This is a genomic window from Bacillus cereus group sp. MYBK30-2, from assembly GCF_051915945.1.
GTDB classification, from domain to species: domain Bacteria; phylum Bacillota; class Bacilli; order Bacillales; family Bacillaceae_G; genus Bacillus_A; species Bacillus_A paramycoides.
Map to the genome: position 1 here is coordinate 207,153 of NZ_JBQAFR010000001.1, position 18,540 is coordinate 225,692.

Genomic DNA, 18,540 nt, shown 5'->3' on the forward strand with positions numbered 1-18,540 from the left:
TGGTACCGCGATAAATATCGTCCCTACTGATTTATTCAGTAGGGACTTTTTGTATTTTGGTGGCCCAACTTGAAAATAAAATAAACATGCGTTGAAAGGAAAAGGAGTAGTTGTTGTTTCCCTGTAACAGAGAGCTGGTGGTTGGTGCGAACCAGTACAAAAACAAGAGCGAATTACAGTCCTGGAGCATCTTTTTCAAAGTAAAGATACTTATTGTCTTTATGAAGGGGAAGACGGTCAAATGATCGTTAACAATGAAGAGAGGTAGACGAAATAAGTCTACAACTAGGGTGGTACCGCGATAAATATCGTCCCTACTGATTGGATCAGTAGGGATTTTTTGTACAAAAAAAGTGGGATTTTAACTAGTAGATAGTGTCTTTGTACTAATTATTAGTTTAAAATAAGAAGAGGTATCGATTCCACAATGAATTTGTATAATTCATCAGTTCAGAAAATAGAGAATTTTCCATTCTCTTACTATACTTTTAAAACATTAGAGGAGGATTTCCAAATGGCAAATCATGAATTAGATCAATTACGTAAACAGGTAGATGAAATCAATTTACAATTACTACACCTTTTAAACAAACGAGGTGAAATCGTTCAAAAAATTGGGGAGCAAAAACAAGTGCAAGGTACGAAACGCTTTGATCCAGTACGTGAGCGTGAAGTACTTGATATGATTGCAGAGCATAACGAAGGACCATTCGAAACGTCAACGGTTCAACATATTTTCAAAACGATTTTCAAAGCAAGCTTAGAACTACAAGAAGATGATAACCGTAAAGCATTACTAGTATCACGTAAAAAGAAAAAAGAAAATACAATTGTTAATGTTAAAGGTGAATTAATTGGAAACGGAACACAAACGTTCATTATGGGACCTTGTGCAGTAGAAAGCTTAGAGCAAGTTCGCCAAGTAGGGCAAGCGATGAAAGATCAAGGACTTAAATTAATGCGTGGTGGTGCTTTCAAACCGAGAACATCTCCATACGATTTCCAAGGTTTAGGAGTAGAAGGTTTACAAATTTTACGCCAAGTAGCAGATGAGTTCGACTTAGCGATTATTAGTGAAATTTTAAATCCGAATGACGTAGAAATGGCGCTAAAATACGTTGATGTAATTCAAGTTGGGGCACGTAACATGCAAAACTTTGATTTACTACGAGCTGTAGGTAAAGTTAACAAGCCAGTATTATTAAAACGTGGTTTAGCAGCAACAATTGATGAGTTCATTAATGCAGCGGAATACATTATTGCGCAAGGTAACGACCAAATTATTCTTTGTGAGCGCGGTATTCGCACATACGAAAGAGCGACACGTAACACATTAGATATTTCAGCAGTACCGATTTTAAAGAAAGAAACACATTTACCAGTTATCGTTGACGTAACGCATTCAACTGGACGTAGAGATTTATTATTACCAACAGCGAAAGCGGCACTTGCAATTGGAGCAGATGCAGTAATGGCGGAAGTACATCCAGACCCAGCAGTTGCGTTATCAGATTCTGCACAGCAAATGGATATTCCAGAATTCCATAGATTCATGGATGAGTTAAAAGGTTTCAAAAATAAATTATCTTAATTCCATATCATATATGCGCTGAAGAGGAAACAGTAGTGCTTATCTCACTGTTAAAGAGAGCTGATGGTCGGTGTGAATCAGTACAAAGGTAAGCATGAATTACAGCCTTGGAGCATCTTTCCCGCCACTTATGGAGGGAAAGACGGTCAAATGATCGTTAAAGAAGAAGAGAGGTAGACGAAATAAGTCTACAACTAGGGTGGTACCGCGATAAACATCGTCCCTACTGAGCGCTCAGTAGGGACTTTTTTGTACAAAAAAATAATAAAGGGGCAAGAGAAATGAGATATATTACAGCTGGAGAATCACATGGTCCGCAGTTAACAGTTATTTTAGAAGGTGTACCAGCAGGTTTAACACTCACGGCGGAACATATTAATAAAGAGTTATTAAGAAGACAAAAAGGGCATGGACGCGGAAGACGCATGCAAATTGAAACAGATACAGTTGAAATTGTAAGTGGTGTACGTCACGGAATGACACTTGGTTCACCAATTACGTTAATCGTAAAAAATGATGATTTCAAACATTGGACGAAAGTAATGGGTGCAGAGCCAATTTCAGAACAAGAAAGTAAAGAAATGAAACGCACTATAACGAAACCACGTCCAGGACATGCGGATTTAAACGGTGCAATTAAATACGGCCATCGTGATATAAGAAACGTGTTAGAGCGCTCTTCTGCAAGAGAAACGACAGTTAGAGTTGCAGCTGGTGCAGTTGCGAAACAAATTTTGAAAGAATTAGGTGTTGAAATTGCAGGGCATGTCCTTGAAATTGGTGGAGTAAAAGCGAAGCATATTACTCACTTACCGATAGAAGAAATTCAAACGATTACTGAAAACTCACCAGTTCGATGTTTAGATAAGGAAGTAGAACAAGAAATGATGGATGCGATTGATGATGCGAAAAGTAGCGGAGATTCAATCGGTGGTATTGTTGAGGTAATTGCAGAAGGTATGCCAATTGGAGTTGGTAGCTACGTTCATTACGATCGTAAATTAGATGCAAAACTTGCCGGTGCTATTATGAGCGTGAATGCGTTTAAAGGTGCTGAAATCGGAATTGGTTTTGAGGCGGCAAGACAGCCGGGAAGTAAAGTGCACGATGAAATTATGTGGGATGAAGAAAAAGGCTACACAAGAAAAACAAATAATGCAGGTGGCTTAGAAGGCGGTATGACAACAGGTATGCCAATTGTGGTAAGAGGTGTGATGAAGCCAATTCCTACATTATATAAACCGTTAGCAAGCGTAGATATTGATACGAAGGAAGCGTTCCAAGCGAGTATTGAGAGATCTGATAGCTGTGCAGTACCCGCAGCAGGTGTAGTAGCTGAAGCTGTTGTGGCATGGGAACTTGCAGATGCACTAGTCGAACAATTCGGAAAAGATCGTATGGCATTATTAAAGCAAAACATTACGCAACATAACAAATACGCAAAAGAATTTTAATAAAAAGGCGGGTTTAACATGCGAGTAAAAGATCAACTATCATCATTACAACCGTATAAACCAGGTAAATCACCAGAGCAAATGAAAGAAGTATACGGGAATCATTCATTTGTTAAGTTAGCATCAAATGAAAATCCATTTGGCTGTTCACCTCGTGTTTTAGGAGAATTACAAAAATCGTGGCAAGAACATGCTTTATATCCTGACGGAGGTGCTGCAAAGCTCCGTCAAACGATTGCAGAGAAATTACAAGTACAAATGGAACAAGTGCTTTGTGGTAGTGGACTTGATGAAGTTATTCAAATTATAAGCCGTGCAGTGCTATGTAAAGGAGATAATATCGTAACAGCTGGCGAAACATTTCCTCAGTACCGTCATCATGCGGTTATTGAAGGATGTGAAGTGAAAGAAGTTCCTTTAAATAACGGTGTATATGACTTAGATGGAATTTCTTCAGTGATTGATAAACATACAAAAATTGTTTGGATTTGTAACCCGAATAATCCGACAGGCACACATGTTAATGAGCGAAAATTAAATCAATTTATTGAGGGAGTTAGTGAAAAGACGTTAATTGTCATTGACGAAGCATACTATGAATATGTAACCGCGAAAGATTTCCCAGAGACGTTACCACTATTAGAAAAACATAAAAACCTTCTTATATTAAGAACGTTTTCTAAAGCGTACGGTTTAGCATCATTTCGCGTTGGGTATGCGATTGGACAAGAAGAATTAATTGAGAAATTAAATGTCGTTCGTTTGCCGTTTAACGTGTCTTCATTAGCACAAAAAGCTGCAACGATTGCCTTTAGTGATGAAGCGTTTATTGAAGAAATAGTACGTGTTAACGAAGAGGGATTACAACAGTACGAGAGTTTTTGTAAAGAAAATGAAATCCCGTTTTATCCATCACAAACGAACTTTATCTTTTTGCCAGTAGAGAATGCTGGAGAAATTTATGAAGTTTGTGCGCACGCTGGGTTTATTATTCGTCCGTTTCCAAATGGCGTACGCATTACAATTGGTACAAGGGAACAAAATGAGGGAGTGATTTCAGTGTTAAAACAACACTTTGAAAATAAAAAAAGTAAGTCTCGAGATGAGGCACATGTGTAAAAAGGTAGTATTAATTGGAACAGGATTAATAGGAGGCTCTCTTGCGTTAGCGATAAAAAAAGAGCACGATGTAACGATTATCGGCTATGATATATTTAAAGAACAAGTAGAGCGCGCAAAAGAATTACATGTAGTTGACGAAGTAGCAGTAGATTTACAGCGTGCATGTGAGGAGGCAAATTTAATTGTTTTTGCCTCTCCAGTTGAAGAAACAAAAAAGTTATTACACAAACTTGCATCATTTCATTTACGAGAAGATGTTATCGTTACCGATGTAGGAAGTACAAAAGGGACAATTATGAATGAAGCGGAAGCTTTATTATCAAAGAAAGTTTCTTTTATCGGCGGACATCCGATGGCAGGTTCTCATAAAACTGGCGTTGAAAGTGCAAAGGCACACTTATTCGAAAACGCATTTTACATTTTAACCCCAATGAATCACGTGCCAACTAATCAAGTGGATGAGCTAAAAGAATGGTTAAAAGGAACAGGCTCGCATTTTCTTGTTTTAAATACAAAAGAACACGATTATGTAACAGGAATTGTTAGTCATTTTCCGCATCTGATAGCAGCAGGATTAGTGAAACAAGTTGAGAAGCACGCTGGTGATAATCCGCTTATTCATCAACTAGCTGCAGGCGGATTTAAAGATATTACACGTATTGCATCAAGTAGTCCGAAAATGTGGAGTGATATTGTAAAACAAAACCGCGAGCATTTATTGGAACTATTAGAAGAATGGATTTCTGAAATGGAAGAGTTATATAAGACGGTTTCTAAAGGAGACGCAGGCGAAATACAAAACTATTTTGCTCACGCAAAAGAATACCGTGATTCTTTACCAGTACGAAAGAGGGGCGCAATTCCTGCCTATCACGATTTATATGTCGATGTTTTAGATAAAGTAGGGGCTTTAGCTCATATTACGAGTATTCTAGCAGAAGAAGAAATTAGTATTACAAACTTGCAAATATTAGAAGCGCGCGAAGGACTACTTGGAGTGTTACGAATTAGTTTCCAAAGAGAAGAAGATCGCATGAAGGCAAAGCTAGCACTAGGAATAGAAGAATACCAAACGTATGAAACAATTTAAAAAAGAAGGTGAGAACGTGAAAGAAACAACAATACAACCTGTAACTAATGGATTGAATGGCACAATTAAAATCCCTGGTGATAAATCCATTTCGCATCGCGCTGTCATGTTTGGCGCAATCGCAGAAGGAAAAACAACAATTCAAGGGTTTCTACCTGGTGCAGATTGTTTAAGTACCATTTCTTGTTTTAAAGAAATGGGAGTAGAAATTACGCAAAATGGAGACGAAGTTACGGTAGTTGGAAAAGGATTAGAAGGTTTACAAGAACCGAAACAAGTTTTAGATGTAGGTAATTCTGGTACAACAATACGATTAATGTCAGGTATATTGGCAAACACACCGTTCTTTTCTTGTGTACAAGGTGACGCTTCAATTGCGAAGAGACCGATGCAACGTGTAACCAATCCATTAAAGCAAATGGGCGTAAACATTGATGGCCGAGAAGAAGGAACGTTTACGCCGCTTACAATACGTGGTGGAGATTTAAAAGCGATCGAATATACTTCACCTGTCGCAAGTGCACAAGTAAAGTCAGCTATTTTACTTGCAGGTCTTCGTGCAGAAGGTGTAACAGCTGTTACAGAACCGCATATTTCTCGTGATCATACAGAAAGAATGCTTGAGGCGTTTGGTGTTACAGTAACTCGTGAAGGAAAAACTGTAAAACTAGCTGGTGGACAAAAGCTAAAAGGAACAGATGTTCAAGTTCCAGGTGACGTATCATCAGCCGCATTTTTCTTAGTAGCAGGAGCGATTATTTCAAATAGTAAACTACTATTACAAAATGTAGGAATGAATCCGACTCGTACAGGTATTATAGATGTTCTTGAGAAAATGGGGGCTACGTTTACAGTAGAGCCAATTAATGAAGGAGTATCAGAACCAGCTGCAAACATTACAATTGAAACATCTTCACTAAAAGGAATTGAAATTGGCGGAGACATTATTCCAAGATTGATCGACGAAATTCCAATTATCGCTTTAGCAGCAACACAAGCAGAAGGAATTACAGTCATTAAAGATGCACACGAGTTAAAAGTGAAAGAAACGAATCGTATCGATACAGTCGTTGCTGAATTAACGAAACTCGGAGCCCGCATTGAAGCAACTGATGATGGAATGATTATTTACGGAAAATCAACTTTAAAGGGCGATACAGTACATAGTCACGGAGATCACCGCATTGGAATGATGCTTGCGATTGCCGGCTGCATAGCTGAAGGGGAAACAACGATTGAAGATGCAGAAGCAGTAGGTGTATCATACCCTACATTTTTTGAAGAGCTACAAACGTTAGCTAAATAATATGATGAGAAGCAGATACATAAGTATCTGCTTTTTATATGCGAACGGACGTGTCATTATTTGTCGAAACGTTGATATAATTCCATTCACTGAATCGGAACATTAAGAATTATGGTACAATTTAGGTGAGGAATGGAGGAGAAATATATGAACGTCATACAATTAAAAGAAGATAAATTCAGAGAAGCGCTAACATTATCAGAATATGCTTTTCAATATAAAGCAAATGAAGAACGAGTGCAGCAGCAGATTACACGAATGAAGGAAAGTCATCAAATATACGGTATTATGGAGGGCGAAGAATTAGCAACAAAACTCCACCTTATTCCGTTTCATATTTACATAGGCAAAGAAAAATTTAAAATGGGCGGCGTTGCAGGGGTAGCGACGTATCCTGAGTATAGAAGAAACGGATATGTGAAAGAATTGCTTCAACACTCACTTCAAACGATGAAAAAAGATGGATATACAGTATCGATGTTACATCCATTTGCAGTGTCATTTTACCGTAAATACGGATGGGAACTTTGTGCGAATCGCCTTGCATGTCATATGGAGAAGAGCGATTTAGTAATGAAAAAACAAGTGAAAGGTACTGTGAAACGTTTCAATAAAGAAAATCACTCAGAAGAAGTAGAGAAGATCTATGAAACATTTGCTGAACGCTTTTCAGGTATGCTAGTTCGCAGTGAAAAATGGTGGTTACAAGCGGTTTACCATGACTTAACATTAGCGATTTACTATGATGAAAATAAAACTGCAGCTGGTTACATGTTATATAAAATAGAAAATTATAAAATGACAGTAGAAGAATTTGTTCCACTGCATAATGAAGCGAGAAATGGCCTTTGGAACTTCATCTGCCAACATGATTCTATGATTAAAGAACTTGAAATGATACTAAGTGAAAAAGAACCGTTGTTATATACATTGCAAGAGCCACGAGTGAAGGCAGAAATGAAACCATATTTTATGGGTAGAATTGTAGATGTGCAGCCGTTCTTAAATCAATATGAGTTGAACTGGAACAATGTACAGCAAGAAGTGATTTTACATATTACTGATTCATTTGCTCCGTGGAATAACGTAACAGTGAGGCTTGCAAATCATGAAATAACAATTATAAAAGAAGAGACATTAAATAAAGGAATTAGACTAGATATCAATGCGTTATCTACAATAATGTTTGGCTACAAACGTCCGTTAGAACTATATGAATTAGAATTAATTAGCGGAAATGAAGAGGAAATACGAGCATTTGAGAATGTAGTACCGGTGCGTGAAGCATTTATTTATGATTTCTTTTAATTCATACTATATGCTATATATGATCAAGAAAAAGTACTATAATGAAAATATTTTTATTATGGTACTTTTCTATTAATAGTGTGAAACCATTGTTTTAAGAGAGGTAAGAGAGTAATACAAACATGCAAAAATATACATAACGGAATTTATATTCTATTTTACAAATTAGCATGGAGTGTAAATGGTAGAAAGAGTTCAAAACCTCAAAAATGTTTAGTGAAGTTTTAGGAGGAAAAGTATAATGATTAGGCAAGCAGTAGGTGCAATCGTATTCCAACATAATGAATTGTTATTAATACATAAGGTGAAAATTAGTGATATAAAAGGAGAATATACTTTGTCAAAAGGGGAATGGGATTTTCCTAAAGGCGGTGTAAAACATACAGATAATGACTTAGAAAGTGCTATGTTGAGAGAGTTGGAAGAAGAAACAGGCTCTAAAAAATTTAAAGTTATTAGCCAATTTGAAGATAAGATTTGCTTTGATTTTCCTGAAGAACTCAAAGTCAAAATTGGATATGAAAAGCAAAAAACTACTATGTTTTATGTAGAATATATAGGTGATAGAACAGATTTAGATCCAAAAGATAATGAAATAAGCCAGGTTCAATTCTTTAAGATACAAGATGTATTGAGAGTTTTAAGTCATGATGATACAAAGAATTTTTTTGAAGGGATAATTCAAAAAATGTATTGATAACCTAGTTGAGTGTGTTATTCGATAAATGCGATATGGGCTTAGTCACACACTTGACTTTTAATCCATGTAATTTATAATAAAAAACGGAATGAATTTTCATTCCTGAAAATTGAGGTGGGAAAAATGGCTAAAAACAAACAAGATGATATTTTTAATGCTGCTATGCAACTTTTTGCAGAGCGAGGGTACGATGGTACAACAATTCCGATGATTGCCGAAAAAGCAAATGTAGGTGCAGGTACCATTTATCGTTATTTTGAAAATAAAGAGTCGCTCGTTAATTCTTTATTTACAAAGTGCGTTTTACAACTATCTGAGTTAATAAAAACTGATTTTCCTGTTGATGCAAATATTCGTGAACAGTTTAGTCATACATACAACCGTTTATTTGAATTTGCGCGACACAATGTGGATGCTTTTCTTTTTACAAATTCTCACTGTGATAGTTATTTTCTTGATGAACATAGTAAGGAAATATTTGATGATTTTATGGGCTTCTTTATGGATCTCATAGAGGATGGAATCGAAAAAGGTTTTCTTCGTCCATTACCTCCAGTTGCTTTAATTATTATTGTATATCAGCCAGTTGAAAAATTAATCAAAGTAATGGCGACAGGGGATTTAAAATACACAAAAGAATTGGTAAAAGAATTGGAAGAGAGTTCTTGGAATGCTATTAGAATCGATTGATTCTATAGCTTTAAAAGAAAAGGAATGAATATTCATTCCTAAATAGATATGAAAATGAGAACAGGAGCTGGTATATCTGTACAACTAAGGGAATGAATATTCATTCCGATAGAGTGAGTTTTAATAGAGTTCGAAAAAATAATTAATAGAATAATAGGAATGAACGTTCATTCCGAAAAGGTATATTTAAAAGAAAAGGAATGAATATTCATTCCGTGTAAAATGTAAAATTTTATTAGTGGGAGAGGATCGATATGAATCAGCTGAGAAATTGGAGAAGTTTATCTTTTCTATTATGGATAGTTATTACTATCACAATGATAGTAACAATGCCTAATATGGATAAATTAGTGAAAGAAAAAGGGCAAATTACTATTCCAAAAACAGAACAAAGCAGTATAGCTGACAAGATGATAAAAAAAATGGATAAAGACGGAGTTGAAAAGTACGAAATTATAGCTGTCTTTAATAGTGGAAGTAAGAAGGCTTTAACAAATGAGCAAAAAGAGGAAATAACGAAAACTATCACTGCTTTACAAAATGAAAAAGAGCAATTAGGAATTAAGGATATTGTCACACATTTAGATAATAAAGACTTGGAGAAACAATTAGTTTCTAAAGATAATACGACTATTTTAACGCAAATATCGGTAGATAAAAAACATGGTGAAATATCAAAAGTTGCAAGCGGGCTTCAAAATAAAATTAAACCAGAAGGTGTAAAAACGTATTTAACAGGAAGTGATTTAATAGCGGATGACTTTCTTAAATCCACACAAGAGGGAGTGAAAAAAACAGAAATTATCTCAATCATTTTCATTCTTGTTGTTTTAATTATTGTTTTTCGTTCGCCAATAGTTCCAATTATTTCTCTTCTTACAGTTGGGGTATCTTATTTAGTTTCAATGGGGGTAATTGCCCATCTTGTAGATCAATTTAATTTTCCGTTTTCAAACTTTACGCAAGTCTTTTTAGTTGTCGTCCTGTTTGGAGTTGGAACAGATTATAACATTTTATTATATACGAGATTTAAAGAGGAATTAAGTAAACAAGAAAATGCATATTTAGCTACGAAAGAGACATTTAAATCGGCAGGTAAAACCGTTTTATATAGTGGGGTAGCAGTGCTAATTGGGTTTGCATCACTTGTTTTAGCAAGTTTTAAATTATATCAATCTACTTCAGCAGTAGCAATAGGTATCGCAATATTACTATTGGTATTAACCACTTTAAATCCATTTTTTATGGTGCTTTTAGGTAAAGGAATGTTTTATCCAATTAAAACATTTAAAGGTCATGAGGATAGTCGTTTATGGGGATTCTTCGCGAAAAACTCAGTAGCAAGACCCTTTGTTGCTTTAATCATTGTATTCGTGATATCGATTCCTTTCGTATTAAAATATTCCAACACGCTTAATTACAATGATTTATTTGAAGTAGATAATAAGTATGAATCAAAAATGGGGATTAATGTAATAGAAGAGCATTTCCCGCCTGGTTTCTCTTCACCGGGTACGTTAGTTATTCAATCTGACAAAAAGCTAGATGAAGCGACTTCCCTACAAACTTTAGATGAACTAACTGAAAAAATTTCGAAAGTTAAAGGGGTTTCAGAAGTATATTCATCGACGCGTCCAACTGGAGATAAGATTAAAGAATTATATATAAATAAACAAGCCGGAGAACTGAATACAGGCTTAGGAGATGCAAATGGTGGCATAAAAGAAATTAATGACGGATTAACAGATGCTAAAGACAAAATGGGTAGTAATGACTCAAATAGTCTTGCAAATGTTCAAAAGTTAATTGATGGAACAAATGAGGCGAAAAATGGTGTATCAGCATTAGGAACAGCTTTAAATCAATTATCGAATGGAATAAACAATGGGGCACAAGGGGCGAAGCAAATAGAGGATGGGCTAGCATCATTAAACGGAAATATCAATGTCCTTTCAAATGCTACTTCGCAGCTTCATGCTGGTTATGCTCAGTTAGAAAAAGGTTTAAGTTCTTACGATCAATATTTCGGAAGTATTTCTCAAGCGATTGATGGTGCGAAAAAAGGATATGAACAAATTGAAACGTTAATGAACAATTTCATTCAAACAAAACCAGAATTAGCAAAGGATCCTAACATACAGCAAACATTAGGAATTGCAAAAGAAGCTCAGAAGCAATTGAGTGTCCTTTCAAATGAATTAAATCAATTAGCGACGCAGCACAAAGAAGCGATGAGTTCATTTAAAGAAGCAAATCAATCATTATTGAAAGTAGATAATGGTCTAAAGGAAATGAACAATGGAGTAACGCAACTACAAAAAGGAGCTGCTGAACTGAAAAATGGCTTGAACGAAGGAGCTACAGGTTCAAAGCAAATTGCGAACAAATCAGCTGAGTTACAATCTGGATTAACGAAAATAAACGATGGGCAAGGGCAACTATTAACTGGACTTAAAGATTTGCAAGAAAAGATGGGACAATTGCAATCAGGTTTATCTAAAAGTACAGAGGGTTTAGGAAAAGTAAGTAACGGTCTAGGGGACGCTCAAAAATATTTAGGCGAGCTAAATGAGTCGAAAAGCTCTGAGAAATTTTATATTCCGAAAGAAGTTTTAGAGGGAGAAGATTTCCAGAAAGTATTAAATACGTTTATGTCACATGATAGAAAAATTGCTAAAATGACTATCATTTTAGATGTAAATCCGTATTCAAAAGAGGCAATGCCAATTATTCAAGAAATAAATAAAACAATAGATGGTACTTTAAATGGAACAGAACTAAAAAGTGCGAAAAAAGCAATCGGCGGGACAACAGCTAGAAACGTTGATTTAAAAGAAGTAACCGGGCAAGATTTCTTACGTACAGCTACGATTATGTTAATTGGTATTACGCTGGTTTTAATCGTGATTACACGTTCATTTTTAAACTCAACCTTTATCATTGGATCATTAATTTTAGCGTACTTTGCATCGCTTGGTATTAGTGAACAAATTAGTGCACATGTATTAAACGTAGAGTCATTAAGCTGGAATGTTCCATTCTTTAGCTTCATTATGATTGTTGCTTTAGGAGTGGATTATAGTATTTTCTTAATGATGCGTTATAACGAGCTAGAAGGGGATTCAGTAACGAAGATTGTAAATGCATCTCGTCACATAGGAGGAGTTGTATTATCAGCGGCACTTATTTTAGGAGGGACATTTGCAGCGTTAATTCCTTCAGGTGTATTAACACTTATACAAGTGGCATTAGTTGTTGGCATTGCCCTTATACTATTAGCTTTAATAGTGATGCCGATATTGTTACCTGCTTTAATAGGGTTAACGAGTAAAATACAAAGTTATAAAAAGAAAATGATTGATACGAAGTAATAAAAAAACTGTAGAGAGGTTTTTCTCTACAGTTTTTTTATGCAATTATGGGCTTGATTTCACACCATAAAAGTAATCAATCGTTGCTATTCATCTAGCTTCTACTATATAATAGCTATAGTCTACAATAAGTGAATCGTAAGGTACGGTTTTTTTAAGACAATCGGTGAGAAAACGCTGATATCAGCGGTATTACTAGGAGGAAACACATGATTACAGTAAGTAACGTTAGTTTGCGTTTTGCAGATCGCAAATTGTTTGAAGATGTTAACATAAAATTCACGCCAGGTAATTGCTACGGTTTAATCGGAGCAAACGGTGCTGGTAAATCAACATTTCTAAAGATTTTATCTGGAGAAATTGAACCATCAACAGGTGACATACATATTACGCCAGGTGAGCGTCTAGCAGTATTAAAACAGAACCACTTCGAATATGAAGAGTTCCCTGTACTAGAAACAGTAATGATGGGTCACACACGTCTTTATAAAGTAATGCAAGAGAAAAATGCAATTTACATGAAAGAAGACTTTAGTGATGAAGATGGCATGCGTGCTGCAGAACTTGAAGGTGAATTCGCTGAGTTAAACGGTTGGGAAGCAGAGTCTGAAGCAGCAATCCTTCTAAAAGGATTAGGTATTGGTGAAGATATTCATGATAAAAAGATGTCTGAATTAACTGGGGCAGAGAAAGTAAAAGTATTACTTGCTCAAGCTTTATTCGGTCAACCTGACATTCTATTACTAGATGAGCCTACCAATCACTTGGACTTAAAAGCGATTCAATGGTTAGAAAACTTCTTAATGAACTTTGAAAATACAGTTATCGTTGTATCCCATGACCGTCACTTCTTAAATAAAGTATGTACGCACATGGCTGACCTTGATTTCGGTAAAATTCAATTATACGTTGGTAACTATGACTTCTGGTATGAGTCAAGCCAATTAGCTTTAAAATTAACGCAAGATGCTAATAAGAAAAAAGAAGAGAAAGTAAAAGAATTACAAAACTTTATTGCGCGCTTTAGCTCAAACGCATCTAAAGCAAAGCAAGCAACTTCTCGTAAAAAATTATTAGATAAAATTACATTAGATGATATTAGACCGTCATCACGTCGTTACCCATTCGTTGGCTTCACACCAGAGCGCGAAGTAGGAAATGACTTATTAACTGTTGAAGGTATTTCTAAAACAATCGACGGAGAAAAAGTATTAGATAATGTGTACTTCACTTTAAATAAAGGTGATAAAGTTGCATTTATCGGCCGTAACGATATTGCAATGACAACATTATTTAAAATTCTTATGGGTGAAATGGAGCCAGATAGCGGTTCATTCAAATGGGGTGTAACAACATCTCAAGCTCATTTCCCAAGAGATAACTCTGAGTACTTCGAGAACAGTGATTATAACCTAATTGATTGGTTACGTCAGTTCTCTCCACAAGATGAATCAGAAAGTTTCTTACGTGGTTTCTTAGGCCGTATGTTATTCTCAGGTGAAGAAGTTAAGAAGAACGTTTCTGTATTATCTGGAGGAGAAAAAGTACGTTGTATGCTATCTAAAATGATGTTAAGTGGTGCAAACGTATTAACATTGGATGATCCAACGAACCATTTAGACCTTGAGTCTATTACGGCATTAAATAATGGTTTAATCGCATTTAAAGGTACGTTACTATTCACATCTCATGACCATCAGTTCATACAAACAATTGCAAACCGTATTATTGAAGTAACACCAAACGGTGTAGTCGATAAGGAAGCAACGTATGATGAGTTCTTAGAAAATGAAGAACTTCAAAAACAAGTTGATGCAATGTACAAAGGTCAATAATAAACGATGAAAAGGAGCTGTCTCACAAGTCGAGTTTTCGACTGTGTGCCAGCTCTTTTTTTGTCATTTACTGAAAGGGAAATATAAATTTTATTTTCAAATAAAGCGAATAATTATTCAACAATAATATTAATGATAGCAAGAAATTTTTGAAGTAGGGATAAACCTTGAAATGATAATAAACTGTTTTTTATAGTGAATTTTAGTATATTGCATTAATGTTCCAAAATTGGAGATAGATATGTTTGCGGATTTATGAATAAAGGTTTATAGTGGGTAATGTTCTAATTAGCGGATGAATTTAGGGAAGAACTTAATGTAAGAAAACAGGAAATGTTACAAAATTATTTTATTAAATAGAAACCAAGGTCAAAATGTTTAAAAAGAAATAGTTGAATAAATAATAGCTTCAAATTATAATTACTAATATTCTTCATATAGTTAAACAAATAAAACCTATTTGAAGAAGAAAAATTGAATAGAGAGACAGACTTATATCAAAATAAGCCTTGGATGATCAAAAGAGGTGGAGAAATGAAACAATTACTATTAAAGAGTAAGCGAGTGTTAAGCAATCATTTTGGATTTTTCGTGTTTGCCGTTATTTTATTCTGGTTAAAAACATACGCAGCTTATGTGACAGAATTTAATTTAGGGATATCAAACACAATCCAAAAGTTCTTACTGTTTTTCAACCCGTTAAGCTCAGCAGTTCTATTTTTAGGTCTTGCATTATTCGCAAAGGGGAAACGAGCTTACATTTGGTTAATTGTTATTAATTTGCTAATGTCTATACTTTTATACGCAAACGTAGTATATTACCGCTTTTTCAGCGATTTTATTACGTTCCCGACATTAACACAAACGAATAACTTTGGAGATTTAGGTGGTAGTATTTTTGCATTGCTACACTTATATGATCCGCTATATTTCTTAGATACAATCATTTTAATTGTTTTAGTCGCAATGAAATTTGTAAATCCTAAACCAATCCGTGTTGCGAAGCATAAATTATCTCTAGTATTTTTAGTAGGTATTTTATTCTTTAGTATTAACTTAGGACTTGCAGAATCTGACCGTCCTGAATTATTAACTAGAACATTTGACCGCAATTATATCGTGAAATATTTAGGGGCGTACAACTATACGATTTATGATGGCATTCAAAGTGCGAAAGCATCAACAGAACGTGCATTAGCAGATGGAGATAGTATGACAGAAGTAAGAAACTATCTTGCATCAAGTTATGCAAGTCCAAATCCTGAGTATTTTGGTAAAGGAAAAGGAATGAACGTAATTTATATTCATCTAGAGTCATTCCAAAACTTTTTACTAAACTACAAACTAAATGGCCAAGAAGTTACACCGTTCTTAAACTCATTTACAAAAGATGCGAATACGTTATACTTTGATAACTTCTTCCATCAAACAGGACAAGGTAAAACATCTGATGCGGAGTTTATGTTAGAGAATTCAATGTTTGGATTACCACAAGGATCTGTTTTTACAAACAAAGCTCATAACACGTATCAATCAGCACCAGCTATTTTAGGTCAACAAGGATACACATCAGCAGTGTTCCACGGTAACTACAAAACGTTCTGGAACCGTGATGATATTTATAAATCATTTGGTTTTAATAAATTCTTTGATGCGTCATACTATGATATGAATGAAAAAGATGTAGTAAACTATGGCTTAAAAGATAAACCGTTCTTTAATGAATCAATTCCGTTATTACAAACGTTAAAACAACCGTTCTATACGAAGTTCATTACGTTATCGAACCATTTCCCTTATCCTATTGATAAAGCGGAAGCAACGATTGAACCAGCGAAAACAGGTGACTCTTCTGTAGATACGTATTTCCAAACAGCACGCTATTTAGATGAGTCTGTAAAAGGCTTCATGGATTACTTGAAACAATCTGGTTTATACGATAATTCAATTATCGTTATGTACGGTGACCATTACGGTATTTCAGATAATCATGGCGCAGCAATGTCTCAAATAATGGGTAAAGAAATGAACTCATTTGAAAATGCGCAGTTACAACGTGTACCTTTAATCATTCGCGTACCAGGAATGAAAGGTGGCGTACAACATCAATACGGCGGAGAAATTGACGTTCTTCCAACGTTATTACACTTACTAGGTACAGATACAAAGAATTATGTCCAATTCGGATCAGATTTATTATCGCCGGATCATAAACAAGTTGTTGCATTCCGTAACGGTAACTATGTAAGCCCAACAGTTACTGCGCTGAATGGCAAATACTATGATACAGCGACTGGAAATCCTGTAGAATTTACAGACGAAATAAAACAAAATGAACAAATGGTTCAAAAATCACTAAAATACTCTGACCAAGTTGTTAACGGCGACTTATTACGATTCTACACACCAGAAGGCTTCACTCCAGTAGATCGTTCTAAGTACAACTATAACCATCGTGATAAAAATAAAACGAAGGTGAAGACGACTGAAGACGGGGAAACAAAATAAATAATATAAAATCCTACTCGTATGGAATACTATCTATACGAGTAGGATTTTTTGTTTTAAGAGTTACTTTCGTATTTTTGAATTGTTGCTTTTTTAGGCATAAAACATGCAATAATCAAAGCTAAAAAAGATAAGACTAACATAAATACGTAGGCATCACTTGAGCTGAAGATAGAAGATAACTTTGTTACTTGCATAGCTGATATGCTTCCATTCTCACTAGATAACTGTGAAATATGTGAAGTCGATTGAATTGTATATACAGTGATGATGACTGCTGTTCCAATAGCACCTGCTAATTGGCGAATCGTATTATTTACTGCTGAACCATGTGAACCAAGTTCTCTTGGTAAGGCGTTTAAGCCTGCTGTGTTTAAAGGCATCGAAATGAAACTTAATCCAATTCGTAGAATAATGGTACGAACCATTAGATACATATAAGTTGTAGATTCGGTCAAATCAATTACACCCCACATCGAAATAATGATACATATTAAACCTGTAATAAAGAGTGGTTTTGCCCCGTATTTATCAAACATTTTTCCTGTGATAGGTGATAAGAAGGCATTAATTACAGCTCCAGGTAATAGAAGTAAACCTGATTCAAATGCAGTAAAACCTCGTCCGTTTTGCAAGTAAATCGGTAAAAGAATTAAATCAGCATACATAATCATCGTAATGAGTACGTTAATGACTGATGTAAGAGTGAAAACTTTATACTTAAATACTGATAAATTCAATAATGGATCGTTAGACTTTATTTGACGTATACAGAATAAAGCTGTAACGATTATACCGATGATAATTGTTGTAATAACAACTGGGTGATCCCATCCTTTGCTTCCTGCACTACTAAATCCGAATATAACACAACCAAAGCCAATCGTTGATAAAATGACACTTACGATATCTAATTTTGCTTTTGTTGTATCTGCAACATTCATCAAGTATTTAAGTGCGAGAATAATAACAATGAATACAAATGGAGCTAATCCAATAAATAGCCATCTCCATGATACATATTCTATGATAAAGCCAGATAATGTTGGAGCGATGGCTGGCGCAAAAATTATGGCAAAGCCGATGGTCCCCATAATACTTCCACGCTTTTCACTAGGGTATAAATATAAAATAACAGTCATCATTAGTGGCATAATAATTCCTGCCCCAACTGCTTGAATCATTCTTCCTATTAACAGAATGCCAAAATTCATGGCGCATGCACAGAGAACAGTCCCAATAAACAAAGAGAGCATCGAGCTAATAAATAGCTGCCTTGTTGTAAATCGTTTCATTAAAAATGCAGTAATTGGTACCAGAACACCATTTATGAGCATAAAGCCTGTCGATAGCCATTGAACTGTTGCAGCCGTAACATCAAATACTTCCATTAAATTACTCATCGCCACATTTAATAGCGTCTGATTTAATGTTGATAAAAAACAACCGGTAATGAGGACAACTAATATAATTTTTTTATTTCTTTCTGATATTTCCTTTTGCATTGGTAAACTCCTTCATTGTTTTCTTGATTTATCGACATCATGTCGATAAAATTAATGGTA

The 18,540-nt window shown here is 35.1% G+C and carries 12 protein-coding genes and 3 other annotated features (1 of these 15 cut by a window edge); of the genes, 11 read left to right on the plus strand and 1 reads right to left on the minus strand.

Features of this window, described 5'->3' with window-relative positions; genetic code table 11:
- Positions 1-28: a binding site (T-box leader), on the plus strand (it extends 209 nt beyond the left edge of the window).
- Between the two features lie 54 nt (positions 29-82).
- Positions 83-319: a binding site (T-box leader), on the plus strand.
- Between the two features lie 195 nt (positions 320-514).
- From ACTFQM_RS01040 to ACTFQM_RS01090, 11 genes are all read left to right on the plus strand, one after another.
- A complete protein-coding gene (locus ACTFQM_RS01040; protein ID WP_025150835.1) occupies positions 515-1,591 on the plus strand; it encodes a bifunctional 3-deoxy-7-phosphoheptulonate synthase/chorismate mutase in 1,077 nt (358 codons plus the stop codon).
- Positions 1,592-1,600: 9 nt separating this feature from the next.
- Positions 1,601-1,819 (plus strand) — a binding site (T-box leader).
- A gap of 53 nt (positions 1,820-1,872) precedes the next feature.
- Entirely contained in the window at positions 1,873-3,045 is a 1,173-nt protein-coding gene (gene aroC / locus ACTFQM_RS01045; protein ID WP_440033150.1) for a chorismate synthase, read from the plus strand.
- 18 nt (positions 3,046-3,063) lie between these two features.
- On the plus strand, positions 3,064-4,164 hold the full coding sequence (hisC, locus tag ACTFQM_RS01050; RefSeq protein WP_440033151.1) for a histidinol-phosphate transaminase: 1,101 nt from the start codon (positions 3,064-3,066) through the stop codon (positions 4,162-4,164).
- Positions 4,157-5,257, plus strand: a complete 1,101-nt coding sequence (gene tyrA, locus ACTFQM_RS01055; RefSeq protein WP_440033152.1) for a prephenate dehydrogenase — start codon at positions 4,157-4,159, stop codon at positions 5,255-5,257. The genes hisC and tyrA overlap by 8 nt, the downstream gene beginning before the upstream one ends.
- 16 nt (positions 5,258-5,273) lie before the next feature.
- Positions 5,274-6,563: a 3-phosphoshikimate 1-carboxyvinyltransferase gene (gene aroA / locus ACTFQM_RS01060; RefSeq protein WP_440034360.1), complete on the plus strand. Its 1,290-nt coding sequence runs from the start codon at positions 5,274-5,276 to the stop codon at positions 6,561-6,563.
- A gap of 147 nt (positions 6,564-6,710) precedes the next feature.
- The gene (locus tag ACTFQM_RS01065) at positions 6,711-7,871 is read left to right on the plus strand and encodes a GNAT family N-acetyltransferase (protein WP_440033153.1); all 1,161 of its coding nucleotides are present in this window, start codon (positions 6,711-6,713) and stop codon (positions 7,869-7,871) included.
- A gap of 241 nt (positions 7,872-8,112) precedes the next feature.
- Positions 8,113-8,568 (plus strand): NUDIX domain-containing protein, encoded by a 456-nt coding sequence (locus ACTFQM_RS01070; protein WP_440033154.1) that lies wholly within the window; start codon positions 8,113-8,115, stop codon positions 8,566-8,568.
- Between the two features lie 126 nt (positions 8,569-8,694).
- Positions 8,695-9,261 (plus strand): TetR/AcrR family transcriptional regulator, encoded by a 567-nt coding sequence (locus ACTFQM_RS01075; RefSeq protein ID WP_002172423.1) that lies wholly within the window; start codon positions 8,695-8,697, stop codon positions 9,259-9,261.
- Between the two features lie 254 nt (positions 9,262-9,515).
- The gene (locus tag ACTFQM_RS01080; RefSeq protein ID WP_440033155.1) at positions 9,516-12,632 is read left to right on the plus strand and encodes an MMPL family transporter; all 3,117 of its coding nucleotides are present in this window, start codon (positions 9,516-9,518) and stop codon (positions 12,630-12,632) included.
- A gap of 209 nt (positions 12,633-12,841) precedes the next feature.
- On the plus strand, positions 12,842-14,467 hold the full coding sequence (locus ACTFQM_RS01085; RefSeq protein ID WP_440033156.1) for an ABC-F family ATP-binding cassette domain-containing protein: 1,626 nt from the start codon (positions 12,842-12,844) through the stop codon (positions 14,465-14,467).
- Positions 14,468-15,001: 534 nt separating this feature from the next.
- Positions 15,002-16,975, plus strand: a complete 1,974-nt coding sequence (locus ACTFQM_RS01090; RefSeq protein WP_048371182.1) for an LTA synthase family protein — start codon at positions 15,002-15,004, stop codon at positions 16,973-16,975.
- Positions 16,976-17,031: 56 nt separating this feature from the next.
- Here the strand turns inward: ACTFQM_RS01090 and ACTFQM_RS01095 are convergent, their stop codons facing one another.
- Positions 17,032-18,480 (minus strand): DHA2 family efflux MFS transporter permease subunit, encoded by a 1,449-nt coding sequence (locus ACTFQM_RS01095; RefSeq protein WP_400486707.1) that lies wholly within the window; start codon positions 18,478-18,480, stop codon positions 17,032-17,034.
- Positions 18,481-18,540 lie beyond the last annotated feature (60 nt).

Bases quoted from the DNA above. Each gene is read 5' to 3' on its own strand.
- aroC (WP_440033150.1), top strand. From the start codon at position 1,873: ATGAGATATATTACAGCTGGAGAATCACATGGTCCGCAGTTAACAGTT.
- ACTFQM_RS01070 (WP_440033154.1), top strand. From the start codon at position 8,113: ATGATTAGGCAAGCAGTAGGTGCAATCGTATTCCAACATAATGAATTG.
- hisC (WP_440033151.1), top strand. From the start codon at position 3,064: ATGCGAGTAAAAGATCAACTATCATCATTACAACCGTATAAACCAGGT.
- ACTFQM_RS01080 (WP_440033155.1), top strand. From the start codon at position 9,516: ATGAATCAGCTGAGAAATTGGAGAAGTTTATCTTTTCTATTATGGATA.
- ACTFQM_RS01095 (WP_400486707.1), bottom strand. From the start codon at position 18,480: ATGCAAAAGGAAATATCAGAAAGAAATAAAAAAATTATATTAGTTGTC.
- ACTFQM_RS01090 (WP_048371182.1), top strand. From the start codon at position 15,002: ATGAAACAATTACTATTAAAGAGTAAGCGAGTGTTAAGCAATCATTTT.
- ACTFQM_RS01040 (WP_025150835.1), top strand. From the start codon at position 515: ATGGCAAATCATGAATTAGATCAATTACGTAAACAGGTAGATGAAATC.
- ACTFQM_RS01075 (WP_002172423.1), top strand. From the start codon at position 8,695: ATGGCTAAAAACAAACAAGATGATATTTTTAATGCTGCTATGCAACTT.
- ACTFQM_RS01065 (WP_440033153.1), top strand. From the start codon at position 6,711: ATGAACGTCATACAATTAAAAGAAGATAAATTCAGAGAAGCGCTAACA.
- ACTFQM_RS01085 (WP_440033156.1), top strand. From the start codon at position 12,842: ATGATTACAGTAAGTAACGTTAGTTTGCGTTTTGCAGATCGCAAATTG.
- tyrA (WP_440033152.1), top strand. From the start codon at position 4,157: ATGTGTAAAAAGGTAGTATTAATTGGAACAGGATTAATAGGAGGCTCT.